Below are 13,636 nucleotides of genomic sequence, written 5' to 3'. Positions count from 1 at the left end.
AATGCTACCCGATGTGGACCCGCAGACCGCAGACGCCGAGGTCAGTAGGTCGCGAACTCACTCAGCACCGCGGCCAGCGGGACCGGCACGCGCGCCTTCATCCTGGTGCCGGACGCGGTGTGCTCGGTGGCGTCGACCCGCCCCTCGGCGTGCACCCGGTTCACCAGATCCCCCCGGTCGTACGGGATCGTGACGTCGACGATGATGTCGCGCGGCACGATCAGCTCGGCCATCCGCGTCTGCAACCGGTCCAGTCCCTCACCGGTGCGCGCGGAGACGAACACCGCGCCGGGCAGCGCCTGGCGCAGCTGCGCCAGCGCGAGGCCGCCGGCCGCGTCGATCTTGTTGACCACCAACAGTTCCGGCGCCGCCCGGCCGTCATGGTCGGCGACGACGTCGCGGATCACCTGTCGCACCGCGTTGATCTGCGCCAGCGGGTTGGCGTCGGAGCCGTCGACGACGTGCAGCAGCAGGTCGGCGTCGACGACCTCTTCGAGCGTCGAACGGAACGCCTCGACCAGCTGGGTGGGCAGGTGTCGGACGAACCCGACCGTGTCGGTGAGCACGAACTGCCGGCCGTCGCTGAACTCGCCGCGGCGGGTGGTCGGTTCCAGCGTCGCGAACAGTGCGTTCTCGACCAGCACGCCGGCGCCGGTCAGCGCGTTGAGCAGGCTGGACTTGCCGGCGTTGGTGTAGCCGACGATCGCCACCGACGGTGTGTCCCCGGACACCCGCCGGCTGCGCTGGGTGTCGCGCACCTGCTTCATCGCCCGGATGTCGCGGCGCAATTTCGCCATCCGCTCCCGGATCCGGCGCCGGTCGGTCTCGATCTTGGTCTCGCCGGGGCCACGCAGACCCACACCACCGCCGGCGCCGCCCGCCCGGCCACCCGCCTGCCGGGACATCGACTCACCCCAGCCGCGCAGCCTGGGCAGCATGTACTCCATCTGGGCCAGCGCCACCTGCGCCTTGCCTTCCCGGCTGGTCGCGTGCTGGGCGAAGATGTCGAGGATCAACGCGGTGCGGTCGACGACCTTGACCTTGACCACCTTCTCCAGCGCGGTGAGCTGAGCCGGGCTCAGCTCGCCGTCGCAGATGACGGTGTCGGCACCGGTGGCGAGCACGATGTCGCGCAGTTCGGCGGCCTTGCCGGAACCGATGTAGGTCGCCGGGTCGGGTTTGTCGCGCCGTTGGATCACACCCTCGAGCACCTCCGAGCCGGCCGTCTCGGCCAGCGCGGCGAGCTCGGCCAGGCTGGCGTCGGCGTCGGCCGCGGTGCCCTCGGTCCACACCCCGACCAGCACGACACGCTCCAGCCGCAGCTGGCGGTATTCGACCTCGGAAATGTCGGCCAGTTCGGTGGACAGCCCGGCCACCCGGCGCAGCGCCGAGCGGTCCTCCAGGGCGAGTTCGCCCGCGCTGGGGTTCTGGTCGGGAAATTCGGGATGGGTCATAGGCGAATCAAGATTCGCACGGAGATCACTTTTCATGCACCTCGTTTAACGGCGTTGTGCCGCCCACCATTCCCCGGCGAGGTCTCCGTGCGCCACCAGCACCGACGGTCCGCGCAGGTAGCTGGTGGCCTCGGTGACCCGGACGCTGACCTGCCCGCCGGGGATACGCACGGCCAGTGTCCCGGTGGCCTCGCCCGTCTGGGCCAGCGCGGCAACCGCGGTCGCGACCGTCCCGGTTCCGCAGGAGCGGGTCTCGCCGACGCCGCGCTCGTGCACCCGCATGTGCACCGCACCGTCCACCGGGGCGGTGGCCACCTCGACGTTCACCCCGTCCGGGAACTGGCCGCGGTCGAACTCCACGGCCGCGGCGACATCGAGCGCGGACAGCTCGGCAACGGTCAGTGCCGGGTCGACGCAGGCCAGGTGCGGGTTGCCGACATCGATGGCGATCCCGGCGAACCGCCTGCCACCGACCACGGCGTGTCCGGTGCCGAGTTGGTTGACCTTGCCCATCTCGACGCTGATATCGGCGAACGTGTCGCCGACCGAGTGCAGTTGGACCGGCCGCGGGCCGGCCAGCGATCCCACCACGAACTCCCGGCGACCCTCCAGCCCGGCCGCCCACAGGTAGTGGGCGAACACCCGCACGCCGTTGCCGCACATCTGTGCCACCGAGCCGTCGGCGTTGCGGTAGTCCATGAACCAGTCGTCGGCGTCGACACCCTCGGGCAGTCGGTCCACCACACCCGCCTCGCGCGCGGCGCCGGCGACGGTCACCCGCAGCAGCCCGTCGGCGCCCAGGCCCCGCCTGCGGTCGCACAGCGCGGCCACCGCGCCGGCGGTCAGATCCAGCGCGCCGGGCAGGTCGGGCAGCAGCACGAAGTCGTTCTCCGTGCCGTGCCCCTTGGCGAACTTCACCTGCTCAGGATACGTCTCGCCAGATCCGCAGGGCCCGGTCGGCGTTTCCCGCCGCGGCGCCGTCGAGCCAGCTGATCCGGTGGTCGCGGCGGAACCAGGAGCGTTGGCGGCGTACGTAGCGGCGCGTGCCGACGAATGTCGGTTCCCGCGCCCCCGACCCGTCGCCACCTTCGTCGAGGTCGGCGATCACCTGGGCGTAGCCGAGCGCGCGGGCCGCGGTGACCCCGTCGCGCAGTCCCCGGTCGAGCAGTCCGACGACCTCGTCGACCAGACCGTCGGCGAACATCATGTCGGTGCGCTGTGCCAACCGCTCGTCGAGAACCGCGGTCTCCCAATCCAACCCGATGATCACCGCGCCCCAGCGGGGCTCCCCGATGCGGGGGGCCGACGCGGCGAACGGGCGTCCGGTCAACTCCACCACCTCCAGCGCGCGCACGATACGGCGGCCGTCGGAGGGCAGGATCGATTCGGCGGCGGCGGCGTCGACGCGGGCCAGCTCGCGGTGCAGCGCGGCGACGCCGATCTCGGCCAGCCGGTCTTCCCAGCGGGCCCGCACGGTCGCGTCGGTGGCGGGGAATGTCCACTCGTCGAGCAGGGACTGGATGTAGAGCATCGACCCGCCGACCACCAGCGGCAGCGCGCCGCGCGCGGCGATCGCCTCGATGTCGGCCGAGGCGGCCTGCTGATAGCGGGCGACGGTGGCGGTCTCGGTCACGTCGAGGACGTCGAGTTGATGATGCGGGATGCCCCGACGGTCGTGCAGCGACAGCTTCGCAGTGCCGATGTCCATGCCCCGGTAGAGCTGCATGGCGTCGGCGTTGACCACCTCCACGGGCCGCTCATGGGCCAGCAGATCGGCGATCGCCAGCGCCAGCGCTGACTTGCCGGTACCGGTGGGGCCGACCACGGCCAGCGGGCGCACCGGCGTCATGGTCCCCAGACGCCGACGAAATAGCCGACGCCGTAGGGCGCGCCGCGGTAGAGCTCCTTGGCCGACCGCGGCGCGGGACCGGCCAGCCCGGCCAGCACCTGGTAGGCGGCCCGACCGACGACGCCCGCCGGCAGCCGGGTCAGCGCGTCACAGTCACCGCCGGCGAGCGCGTCGTCCAGGCCCGCCTGCACCGGCACCGAATCGGGGTCGTAGCCGCCCGGCGCGGGCGGCGTCAGGGTGTTGGCCCCGTCGGCGACGACCAGCACCCCGACCGGTTCGGCGGCGTCGTCGAGTTCGGCCCGCAGCCGCGATCCCAGCCCCAGGGCCTCGGCGACCGCCAGGTCTTCGGGCACCGCCCGCATCTCGACCCGCGCCTGCGGCTGCGCCCGGCCCCGCAGCCAGCCCGCGATCAACGCGCACAGCGGCAGCGGCATGGGCGGCCGCCCCGACTCGACGGCCTCGGCCGACAGCCCCACGCGCACGTCGACCCCGTAACCGGCGAACGTCCCGACCGCCTCGGGGCCGGCCACGCTGTCGGTGGCCGCCGCGCCGATGCCCACCCACCTCGACGGAAGGCCGGCCACCGCGGACAGCGCGGCCTCCCGCAGGTCGGCGGTCTCGGTAGCGGCCGAGGAGGCCAGTTCGGGAACCATGACCGGTGCCGACGAAACGATCGCGATGGCGTTCAGCACGCCACCCAAACTAGCCGCACCGGCTCAGGCGGGCGCCCTGGTGACGGCTTGACCGCGGGCCAGCGCCGCGGTGGCGGCGACCACCGCGCCAACCGCCAGGACCAGGATCAACCCTCCCGTGTCGCCCGGCCGCATGGTCTCGCCGAGCACCACCACGCCCAGCACGCACGCGACGATCGGCTCGGCGACCGTCATCGTCGGCAGCGACGCGGTCAGCGCACCGGCACCGAAGGACGCCTGCTGCATCGCGGTGCCCCCGATCGCGACCAGCGCCCACGCGTACAGCTCGGGGGTGCGCACCAGCTCCGTCAGTCCCGCCCAGCTGGTGACGTCGAGCCGGTTGACCACGGCCTTGGTCAGCACCGCGAACACCCCCCACAACGCGCCGGACACCACCGCCAGCAGCACGGCGCTGATCGGGCCCGACCACATGCGGGCACCCAGCACGCACAGGACGAGCACCGGGCCCAGTACGGCGACGACACCGAGCCAGGTCGCCAGCGAGGCGCGCGACTGTCCTGCCGTCGGGTTGCCGACGGTCACGATGACCACCACCGAGCCCGCCAGCAGGGCGGCCCACAGCCACTCCCACCGGGTCACCCGGCGGTGCGCCAGCCGGGCGCTGACCGGCAGCGCGAACAACAGCGACGTGACCAGTAGCGACTGCACCAACAGCACCGATCCCAGTCCCAGCGCCGTGGCCTGCAGCGCGAAACCGGCGGCGGCCACCCCACTGCCCAGCCACCACCGGCCATTCCCCAGCAACCGCAGAAACAGCTCGAGACCACCGGCCTGATCCCCGGTGACATCGCGGGCCGAGCGCTGGTGGATGACATTGCCGACCGCGATGAAGAAGGCGGCGGCCAGGGCGAGCAGAGCGGCGATATCCGCTTTCGCCATCGGCGACCTCCCCGGGGTTTGGCACCGAGGATAGAGAGCGGCCATCGGCAAGGCATGGGCACAGCGGCCGCTGACCTGTTTCAATAGCCTTCGGGAGCGCTCACCGGTGTTCCCGATCAGCTGGTAGGCGCCGCGGTGCGCGGCAGGTGCGCGGTTCTGCGCGCGGAGGGCACGAGGTAACCGAAACATGACCATCACCGAACCGGGCGGATCCCAGGACGCCGAGCAGCACGTGACCGGCACTGCCGCCGCCGCGCCGTCACCCCCGCCGGCCCCGAAACCGGCGCCGTCGGCCGGCCCGAGACCCAAACCCGGCCCGGCCCGGCCCGGCCCACGCCCGGCTGCACCCTCCGCGGCCCCGGCCGTCAGCGTCATACCGAGCAGCGACCCACACCGGTTCGGCCGGGTCGACCCCGACGGCACCGTCTGGCTCGTCACCGCGTCCGGCGAACGCACCATCGGCTCGTGGCAGGCCGGCGACGCCGAGGCTGCCTACGCCCACTTCGGGCGCCGGTTCGACGACCTGCACACCGAGGTGCTGCTGCTGGAGCAGCGGCTGGCCTCCGGTTCCGGAGATGCCCGCAAGATCCGCTCGGCAGCCGCCGCGCTGGCCGAGACGCTGCCGACGGCGCACGTGCTGGGCGACGTGGACTCCCTGGCGGCGCGTCTGAGCGAGATCGTCGAACACGCCGCCAGCGCCACCCAGGAGGAGAAGGCCCGGCGCGAAGAGGCCCGTGCCGAACAGACTGCCCGCAAGGAAGCGCTCGCGGCCGAGGCCGAGGAGCTGGCGGCCAACTCCCAGCAGTGGAAGTCCGCCGGCGACCGGATGCGCGCCATCCTCGACGAGTGGAAGACGATCACCGGCCTGGACCGCAAAACCGACGACGCCCTGTGGAAGCGGTATTCGGCGGCCCGCGAGATGTTCAACCGCCGCCGCGGCTCGCACTTCGCCGAACTCGACCGGGAGCGCGCCGGAGCCAGGCGGGCCAAGGAAGAGCTGTGCGAGCGCGCCGAGGCGCTGTCCGATTCAACCGACTGGGGCTCCACCGCCGCGACGTTCCGCGACCTGCTCACCGAGTGGAAGGCCGCGGGACGCGCCGCCAAGGACGTCGACGACGCGTTGTGGCACCGGTTCAAGGGCGCCCAGGACAAGTTCTTCGCCGCGCGCAATTCGGTGACCGCCGAACGCGACGCCGAGTTCCGGGCCAACGCCGAGGCCAAGGAGGCGCTGCTGGCCGAGGCCGAGCGGCTCGACACCTCCGATCTGGACGGCGCGCGGGCGGCGCTGCGCGCCATCGGTGACCGATGGGACGCCATCGGCAAGGTGCCCCGTGAGCGCGGCGCCGACCTGGAACGCCGCCTGCGCGTGGTGGAGAAGAAGATCCGCGACGCGCCCACCGGTGGTGTCGACCCCGAGGCGCAGGCGCGCGCCGACCAGTTCCGCGTCCGCGCGGAGCAGTACGAACGCCAGGCGGAGAAGGCGGCCGCCGCGGGCCGGACCAAGGACGCGGAGCAGGCCCGGGCCAACGCCGAGCAGTGGCGCCAGTGGGCCGACGCGGCGGCCGACGCGCTGGGTAAGCGCCGCTAGCGGACGGTCACCGTTGCGACGGCCCGCCGTCGGTCACCGTTGCGACGGCCCGCCGTCGGTCACCGTTGCGACGGCCCGCCGTCGGTCACCGTTGCGACGGCCCGCCGTCGGTCACCGTTGCGACGGCCCGCCGTCGGTCACCGTTGCGACGGCCCGCCGTCGGTCACCGTTGCGACGGCCCGCCGTCGGTCACCGTTGCGACGGCCCGCCGTCGGTCACCGTTGCGACGGCCCGCCGTCGGTCACCGTTGCGACGGCCCGCCGTCGGTCACCGTTGCGACGGCCCGCCGTCGGTCACCGTTGCGACGGCCCGCCGTCGGTCACCGTTGCGACGGCCCGCCGTCGGTCACCGTTGCGACGGCCCGCCGTCGGTCACCGTTGCGACGGCCCGCCGTCGGTCACCGTTGCGACGGCCCGCCGTCGGTCACCGTTGCGACGGCCCGCCGTCGGTCACCGTTGCGACGGCCCGCCGTCGGTCACCGTTGCGACGGCCCGCCGTCGGTCACCGTTGCGACGGCCCGCCGTCGGTCACCGTTGCGACGGCCCGCCGTCGGTCACCGTTGCGACGGCCCGCCGTCGGTCACCGTTGCGACGGCCCGCCGTCGGTCACCGTTGCGACGGCCCGCCGTCGGTCACCGTTGCGACGGCCCGCCGTCGGTCACCGTTGCGACGGCCCGCCGTCGGTCACCGTTGCGACGGCCCGCCGTCGGTCACCGTTGCGACGGCCCGCCGTCGGTCACCGTTGCGACGGCCCGCCGTCGGTCACCGTTGCGACGGCCCGCCGTCGGTCACCGTTGCGACGGCCCGCCGTCGGTCACCGTTGCGACGGCCCGCCGTCGGTCACCGTTGCGACGGCCCGCCGTCGGTCACCGTTGCGACGGCCCGCCGTCGGTCTCCTCGCCGAGCGTGTCCAGCAGCGTCTTGCTCTGCCCCTCCGCGGCCAGCCTCCGGCGATGCTCCTCGGTGGCCAGCTGAAGCATGGTGCGCGCCGCGACCACCCGCGCCCAGTGGTAGGTCAGCGCCATGATCGCGATCCACGCGACGATCAGCCCGATACCCGGACCGGGATGGTCACCGGGCGCGGTCTGACGCGACCAGATCGCCAGCACGCCCAGGAACGATCCGACGGTGGAGCCGGCCAGCGCGATCCAGGCCAGCGCCCACCGGCGCGTCACCAGGGCCGTGATCGAGAACCCGACGCCGAACACCAGCGCGATCCAGGCGAAGACCCGCGACGGCAACGAGATCGCCACCTCGGAGGCCACGTCCGAACCGACGAGTACGTCCAGTCCCCGCGCCGGACCGGCGTGCGGCAACAGCAGGGTCGCCAACAGCACGAACACCAGAATCGCGATGACCAGTGCGCGGGCGCCGGGATCGATCTCGCGGGCGATGCGGCGCTCGGCGGCGTCGATATCGCCCTTGAAGTCCGTGAAGTCCCGGGATTCGCCGCCGCCGGCTACCGGGTCGCTCATCGGGCGCAACCCCCTGTGACGACGGAGGCCGAGGGTCGACCGATCCCGGGCATACCCAGCCCGACGCCGGTGCGCGGTTTGCGGCCCTCGGCGTGGGCATCACCGGCGCGGGTGCGCCGATGCCCGAGCAGGCCGGCGTCGGCGATCAGGTGATGCGGCGCGGCACCGGTCACGGTGGTGACGACGACGTCGCCGGGGCGGATCTGTGCGGCCGACTCCCCCGGCGCGAAGTGCACCAGCCGGCCGTCGCGGGCACGCCCGGACATCCGGGCGGTGCTGGCGTCCTTGCGTCCCTCACCGGTGGCCACCAGAAGCTCGACCGTGCGACCGATCTGGGCCGAGTTCTCCTCCAGCGAGATTCGCTCCTGCAGTTCGATCAAGCGCTGGTATCGCTCGGTGACAACGGCCTTGGGGACCTGGTCGGCCAGATCGGCGGCGGGGGTGCCGGGTCGCTTGGAGTACTGGAAGGTGAACGCGCCGGCGAACCGGGCGGCCGACACGACGTCCAGCGTGGCCTGGAAATCCGCCTCGGTCTCGCCGGGGAATCCGACGATCAGATCGGTGGTGATCGCCGCGTGCGGGATGGCCGCGCGCACCCGTTCGATGATGTCGAGGTAGCGGTCGGCCCGGTAGGACCTCCGCATCGCGCGCAGGATCCGGTCCGAACCGGATTGCAGAGGCATGTGCAGTGTCGGGCACACGTTGGGGGTCTCGGCCATCGCCTCGATCACGTCGTCGGTGAACTCGGCGGGGTGCGGCGAGGTGAATCGCACCCGCTCCAGACCGTCGATGGCGCCGCAGGCCCGCAGCAGCTTGGCGAAGGCGCCGCGGTCGCGGGGTTCGTCGGCCCAAGTCGTCGTGTCCTCGCGCAAGCGCTCGTCCGAAGCGAACGACACCCCGTAGGCGTTGACGTTCTGCCCGAGCAGGGTGATCTCCACAACGCCCTGCTCGACCAGCGAACGAACCTCTGCGAGGACGTCGCCCTGCCTGCGGTCGACCTCCTTGCCCCGCAGCGATGGGACGATGCAGAACGTGCAGGTGTTGTTGCACCCGACCGAGATCGAAACCCATGCGGCGTAGGACGATTCGCGGCTCGCAGGCAATGTCGACGGGAATTCCCGCAGCGCCTCGGCGATTTCGACCTGGGCGACCCGGTTGTGCCGGGCACGGTCCAGCAGCGCGGGCAGTGAACCGATGTTGTGGGTGCCGAACACGACGTCGACCCACGGCGCCTTGCGCAACACGGTGTCGCGATCCTTCTGGGCCAGGCACCCGCCCACGGCGATCTGCATGTCCGGATCGGCCTGCTTGCGGGGAGCCAGATGGCTCAGGTTGCCGTAGAGCTTGTTGTCCGCGTTCTCCCGCACCGCGCAGGTGTTGAACACGACCACGTCGGCCTCGGCCCCGTCGTCGGCGCGGCGGTACCCCGCCGCCTCGAGCAGGCCGGCGAGCCGTTCGGAATCGTGCACGTTCATCTGGCAGCCGTATGTTCTGACCTGGTAGGTGCGGTCGCCGCGGCCACCGGGCAGCGGCCCGGCGGTCTGCTCCGTCACCGAGGAAGTCACGGCGCCATTCTACGGACCCGCGGACACCGGATCCGACGGGCGCCGCGCGGCGGCGATCCGACCGGATTGCCGACTTCCCGGCAGGCTGGGCACTACCTGGGTAAGGTCAACACGCATGGAGAGCCCCTCGGACACCCGCGAAGTGCCGATGATCTCGATGACGGCCGTCGACAAGCATTTCGGCGCTCTCCATGTCCTCAGGGACATCAATCTCGACGTCGGCAAGGGGCAGGTCGTCGTCGTGCTGGGACCGTCGGGCTCCGGCAAATCGACGTTGTGCCGCACGATCAACCGCCTCGAGACCATCGACTCGGGGACCATCGAGATCGACGGCGAGGTGTTGCCCGCCGAGGGCCGCAAGCTCGCGCAACTGCGGTCCGACGTCGGAATGGTGTTCCAGTCCTTCAACCTGTTCGCGCACAAGACAATTCTGGACAACGTCACGCTGGCGCCGATGAAGGTGCGCAAGACCGCCAAGGCGGCCGCCCGCGAGAAGGCGATGAGCCTGCTCGAGCGCGTCGGGGTCGCCAACCAGGCCGACAAGTACCCCGCGCAGCTCTCCGGCGGCCAGCAGCAGCGGGTGGCGATCGCCCGCTCACTGGCGATGAACCCCAAGGTGATGCTGTTCGACGAGCCGACCAGCGCGCTGGACCCGGAGATGATCAACGAGGTGCTGGCCGTGATGGCCTCCCTGGCAGGTGAGGGCATGACGATGGTCGTGGTGACCCACGAGATGGGGTTCGCCCGCCGGGCCGCCAACCGCGTCGTGTTCATGGCCGACGGTGCGATCGTCGAGGACGCCGAACCCATCGAATTCTTCGAGAACCCGAAGTCTGACCGGGCCAAGGACTTTCTGGGCAAGATCCTGCACCACTGACCCGACCACGACCGGATGCCCGACGAAAGGAAATCATCCTCATGTCCCCGACATCATTGTCCAAGCGCGTCATCGGTGCCGTCGCTCTGGCCATCGCGCTGCCCTTCGCCGCGACCGCGTGCGGCGGTGACAGCGGCGGTGGCGGCGGTGGCGGCGACACGATCGTCATCGGCAGCAAGTTCGACCAGCCCGGCCTCGGCATGAAGAACCCTGACGGCACGATGAGCGGCTTCGACGTCGATGTGTCGACCTACGTCGCCGGTCAGCTCGGCTATACCCCGGAGCAGATCGAATGGAAGGAGTCCCCGTCGGCGCAGCGCGAGACCCTGATCCAGAACGGCCAGGTCACGTTCATCGCGGCGACGTACTCGATCACCGATGCCCGCAAGGAGAAGGTGTCCTTCGCCGGCCCGTACCTGGTCACCGGCCAGAGCCTGCTGGTGCGCTCGGACAGCAACGACATCAACGGCCCGGCGGACCTGGAGAACAACAAGATCCTGTGCTCGGTGTCGGGCTCGACGCCGGCGCAGAAGATCAAAGACGAGTACCAAGGCGTACAGCTGCAGCAGTACGACACCTACTCGGCCTGCGTCGAGGCACTCAAGAACGGCGCTGTCGACGCCGTGACCACCGACGAGACCATCCTGGCCGGCTACGCCGCCCAGTCCCCCGGCGCATTCAAGATCGTCGGCGAGCCGTTCTCGGTGGAGAACTACGGGATCGGCCTGAAGAAGGACGACACCGAGCTGTGCAACAAGATCACCGACGCGATCAAGAAGATGGAAGCCGACGGGGACTGGAAGGCGGCCTGGGACAAGAACCTCGGCCCGGCGGGACTGCCCGCCCCGACTCCGCCGACCCCGGACGCGTGCTGAGAACCGAGCGGTAGCAGCAACGCCTCCGGGACCGAGCAGTCGACGACAGCAGATAAGGACCGCCGCCCGTGGAGATCTTCAGCGAGTACTCCCAGCGGATCTTCGAAGCGTTCTGGACGACGATCCAGCTGACGGTGTTCTCGGCGATCGGTGCGCTGGTGCTCGGCACCGTGCTGGCTGCGATGCGGCTGGCGCCGGTGCCGATGATGAATTGGCTGGGCACCGCCTACGTCAACGTCGTGCGCAACACCCCGTTGACGCTGATCATCCTGTTCTGCTCGTTCGGCCTGTCCCAGACCCTGGGGATCACGCTGGCCAGCCGGCAGTCGACGACCTTCATCGAGGACAGCGGCTTCCGGCTGGCACTGCTCGGCCTGACGGTCTACACGGCGGCGTTCGTCTGCGAAACCGTGCGCTCCGGTGTGAACACGGTGCCGCTGGGGCAGGCCGAAGCCGCCCGCTCGTTGGGCCTCACCTTCGGCCAGAATCTGCGGATCGTCTTGCTGCCGCAGGCGTTTCGGGCGGTGATCATCCCGCTGGGCTCGGTGCTGATCGCGTTGACCAAGAACACCACGATCGCCTCGGCGATCGGAGTGGCCGAGGCGGCGCTGCTGATGAAGGAGATGATCGAGAACACCGCGGCGACGCTGGTGGTGGGCGGGATCTTCGCGCTCGGGTTCCTGGTGCTGACACTTCCGATGGGGCTGTTCTTCGGCTGGCTGGGTAAACGGATGGCGGTGGTGCGGTGATGAGCGCTCGCGCGAAGAACGGACAGTCCCGATGACCGGAGCATCGGTTCTCTTCGACGCACCGGGCCCCCGCGCTCGGGTCCGCAACCGGATCATCTCGGTGACCACCGTGGTCGCGGTTCTGGTCGTCGTGTGGTTCGTCTACCGGGGGTTGGCGGCCAAGGGCCAGCTCGATGCCGACAAGTGGACACCGTTTCTGACCAGCAACCTGTGGACCACCTACGTGCTGCCCGGTATCCAGGGCACCCTGACCGCTGCGGCGGTGTCGATCGTGCTGGCGCTGATCCTGGGTTTCGTGCTCGGGGTGGGCCGGTTGTCGACGCACACCGCCATCCGCTGGACGAGCTCGGTGTTCGTCGAGTTCTTCCGCGCCGTTCCCGTGCTGATCATGATGATCTTCGCGTTCTCGTTCTTCGCGGTCTACAACCTCTTTCCGTCCAGGCAGCTGGCATTGGCAGCGGTCATCACCGCGCTGACTCTCTACAACGGCGCGGTCATCGCCGAGATCGTGCGTGCCGGTGTGCACGCCCTGCCGCGCGGCCAGAGTGAGGCCGCCTCCGCGCTCGGTCTGTCCTGGGGCCAGACGATGCGCTCGATCCTGCTGCCGCAGGCCATCACGTCGATGCTGCCCGTGCTCATCTCCCAGCTGGTGGTGGTGCTCAAGGACACCGCGATCGGTTATCAGATCACCTTCGTCGAGATGGTGCGCCAGGGCACCCAGGTGGGCTCGGCGTACAGCAACTACATCCCCGCCCTGATGGTGATCGCGTTGCTGATGATCAGCCTGAACTTCACCCTGTCGTGGTTCGCGACCTGGCTGGAGCGTCGGCTGCGGCAGTCGCGCAAGGGCACCGAACCAGAAGAGGTGGCCGCGATGGAGGCCGCCGGCGACCAGAGCCGGGGCACCTGATCTCCATGACACCGAAGCGCTGACATGGCCACTTCGCAGCTGGCATTCGAGGTGCTCCCCGAGGAGGCGCTGCGCAGCATGGTGGACCTGATGGTGCGGCTCATCGAGGCCGGCGGCGCCGTCGTCATCATGATCGGCGCCGTCATTGCGATCGTGAAGTTCGCCATCGCGCTGGGCCAACGTGACATCAACCAGTTCTCGTCGGTGCGGCTCACCCTGGCCCGATTCCTGGTCCTCGGGTTGGAGTTCCAGCTTGCCGCCGATGTGCTGCGGACCGCGATCTCCCCGTCGTTCGAGGAGATCGGCAAGCTGGCCGCCATCGCAACGATCCGGACGCTGCTGAACTACTTCCTGAACCGGGAGATCGCCCAGGAACAGCAGGAGATCGAGAAGGGGAAGTCCCGTCCGCGCGCGTCGGGACCGACGCCGACGTGACCGACTTCGTTCTCGCCGCGTCGTGGTGCTTCGGCATCTCGGGGATTCTGCTGGGGGTGGCCGCGCTGGCGATCTTCCGCCGGCCGCTTCCTGCGCTGCGCACGATGATGGAGCTGTTCATCGCCGCGGGCCTGCTCCGGCTCAGCGCCGACAGCTCGTGGGCCGCGATCGCGGCCGCGGTCGTGGTCATCTCGCTTCGCCAAGTCCTCACCCGCAGCCTGACCGCGGACTTCCACGCCATTCCGGCGCACCAGAGGAGCACCTGAGC

General features: G+C 70.5%; 14 protein-coding genes. 7 read left to right on the top strand and 7 right to left on the bottom strand.

Annotated features, from left to right (window positions below):
• Window positions 1-41: 41 nt before the first annotated feature.
• From hflX to JDV09_RS11585, 5 genes are read right to left on the bottom strand one after another with little or no spacing between them, the layout of a single operon-like run.
• Window positions 42-1,454: a GTPase HflX gene (hflX, locus tag JDV09_RS11605; RefSeq protein WP_221369277.1), complete on the bottom strand. Its 1,413-nt coding sequence runs from the start codon at window positions 1,452-1,454 to the stop codon at window positions 42-44.
• Between the two features lie 45 nt (window positions 1,455-1,499).
• Complete coding sequence (dapF, locus tag JDV09_RS11600; protein WP_221369276.1) at window positions 1,500-2,372, bottom strand: diaminopimelate epimerase; 873 nt, start codon at window positions 2,370-2,372, stop codon at window positions 1,500-1,502.
• 4 nt (window positions 2,373-2,376) lie between these two features.
• Entirely contained in the window at window positions 2,377-3,303 is a 927-nt protein-coding gene (gene miaA / locus JDV09_RS11595) for a tRNA (adenosine(37)-N6)-dimethylallyltransferase MiaA (protein WP_221369275.1), read from the bottom strand.
• Window positions 3,300-3,995 (bottom strand): class III extradiol ring-cleavage dioxygenase family protein, encoded by a 696-nt coding sequence (locus JDV09_RS11590; RefSeq protein WP_221369274.1) that lies wholly within the window; start codon window positions 3,993-3,995, stop codon window positions 3,300-3,302. The genes miaA and JDV09_RS11590 overlap by 4 nt, the downstream gene beginning before the upstream one ends.
• Window positions 3,996-4,019: 24 nt before the next feature.
• Window positions 4,020-4,895, bottom strand: coding sequence for a DMT family transporter (locus JDV09_RS11585; RefSeq protein ID WP_221369273.1), 876 nt, complete (start codon window positions 4,893-4,895; stop codon window positions 4,020-4,022).
• Window positions 4,896-5,082: 187 nt separating this feature from the next.
• On the opposite strand from JDV09_RS11585, the gene JDV09_RS11580 reads away from it, so the two are divergent.
• The gene (locus JDV09_RS11580; RefSeq protein WP_221369272.1) at window positions 5,083-6,483 is read left to right on the top strand and encodes a DUF349 domain-containing protein; all 1,401 of its coding nucleotides are present in this window, start codon (window positions 5,083-5,085) and stop codon (window positions 6,481-6,483) included.
• Window positions 6,484-7,348: 865 nt separating this feature from the next.
• On the opposite strand, the gene JDV09_RS11575 is transcribed toward JDV09_RS11580, so the two are convergent.
• Both JDV09_RS11575 and miaB read right to left on the bottom strand, forming a co-directional pair.
• Window positions 7,349-7,957 carry an Rv2732c family membrane protein gene (locus JDV09_RS11575; protein ID WP_221369271.1) on the bottom strand — a complete coding sequence of 203 codons (609 nt, stop codon included), beginning with the start codon at window positions 7,955-7,957 and terminating at the stop codon, window positions 7,349-7,351.
• On the bottom strand, window positions 7,954-9,522 hold the full coding sequence (miaB, locus tag JDV09_RS11570) for a tRNA (N6-isopentenyl adenosine(37)-C2)-methylthiotransferase MiaB (RefSeq protein WP_221369270.1): 1,569 nt from the start codon (window positions 9,520-9,522) through the stop codon (window positions 7,954-7,956). The genes JDV09_RS11575 and miaB overlap by 4 nt, the downstream gene beginning before the upstream one ends.
• A 148-nt stretch (window positions 9,523-9,670) precedes the next feature.
• On the opposite strand from miaB, the gene gluA reads away from it, so the two are divergent.
• From gluA to JDV09_RS11540, 6 genes are all read left to right on the top strand, one after another.
• A complete protein-coding gene (gene gluA / locus JDV09_RS11565; RefSeq protein ID WP_221369372.1) occupies window positions 9,671-10,399 on the top strand; it encodes a glutamate ABC transporter ATP-binding protein GluA in 729 nt (242 codons plus the stop codon).
• Between the two features lie 41 nt (window positions 10,400-10,440).
• Complete coding sequence (locus tag JDV09_RS11560) at window positions 10,441-11,274, top strand: glutamate ABC transporter substrate-binding protein (RefSeq protein WP_221369269.1); 834 nt, start codon at window positions 10,441-10,443, stop codon at window positions 11,272-11,274.
• Between the two features lie 68 nt (window positions 11,275-11,342).
• Window positions 11,343-12,023, top strand: coding sequence for an amino acid ABC transporter permease (locus JDV09_RS11555; RefSeq protein WP_221369268.1), 681 nt, complete (start codon window positions 11,343-11,345; stop codon window positions 12,021-12,023).
• A 31-nt stretch (window positions 12,024-12,054) separates the two neighbouring features.
• Window positions 12,055-12,933: an amino acid ABC transporter permease gene (locus JDV09_RS11550; RefSeq protein ID WP_221369267.1), complete on the top strand. Its 879-nt coding sequence runs from the start codon at window positions 12,055-12,057 to the stop codon at window positions 12,931-12,933.
• Between the two features lie 24 nt (window positions 12,934-12,957).
• Window positions 12,958-13,368: a DUF1622 domain-containing protein gene (locus JDV09_RS11545; protein WP_221369266.1), complete on the top strand. Its 411-nt coding sequence runs from the start codon at window positions 12,958-12,960 to the stop codon at window positions 13,366-13,368.
• Complete coding sequence (locus JDV09_RS11540; RefSeq protein ID WP_221369265.1) at window positions 13,365-13,634, top strand: hypothetical protein; 270 nt, start codon at window positions 13,365-13,367, stop codon at window positions 13,632-13,634. Before JDV09_RS11545 ends, JDV09_RS11540 begins: the two co-directional genes overlap by 4 nt.
• Window positions 13,635-13,636: the final 2 nt, after the last annotated feature.

It is taken from the genome of Mycolicibacterium xanthum, from assembly GCF_019710635.1.
GTDB classification, from domain to species: domain Bacteria; phylum Actinomycetota; class Actinomycetes; order Mycobacteriales; family Mycobacteriaceae; genus Mycobacterium; species Mycobacterium xanthum.
The sequence above is the reverse complement of the archived record's forward strand: the minus strand, read 5'-3'. Positions and strand labels throughout refer to the sequence as shown.

Coding starts and splice junctions, on each gene's coding strand:
- hflX (WP_221369277.1), bottom strand. CDS start 1,454: ATGACCCATCCCGAATTTCCCGACCAGAACCCCAGCGCGGGCGAACTC.
- miaA (WP_221369275.1), bottom strand. CDS start 3,303: ATGACGCCGGTGCGCCCGCTGGCCGTGGTCGGCCCCACCGGTACCGGC.
- JDV09_RS11585 (WP_221369273.1), bottom strand. CDS start 4,895: ATGGCGAAAGCGGATATCGCCGCTCTGCTCGCCCTGGCCGCCGCCTTC.
- JDV09_RS11580 (WP_221369272.1), top strand. CDS start 5,083: ATGACCATCACCGAACCGGGCGGATCCCAGGACGCCGAGCAGCACGTG.
- JDV09_RS11575 (WP_221369271.1), bottom strand. CDS start 7,957: ATGAGCGACCCGGTAGCCGGCGGCGGCGAATCCCGGGACTTCACGGAC.
- gluA (WP_221369372.1), top strand. CDS start 9,671: ATGATCTCGATGACGGCCGTCGACAAGCATTTCGGCGCTCTCCATGTC.
- JDV09_RS11560 (WP_221369269.1), top strand. CDS start 10,441: ATGTCCCCGACATCATTGTCCAAGCGCGTCATCGGTGCCGTCGCTCTG.
- JDV09_RS11550 (WP_221369267.1), top strand. CDS start 12,055: ATGACCGGAGCATCGGTTCTCTTCGACGCACCGGGCCCCCGCGCTCGG.
- JDV09_RS11545 (WP_221369266.1), top strand. CDS start 12,958: ATGGCCACTTCGCAGCTGGCATTCGAGGTGCTCCCCGAGGAGGCGCTG.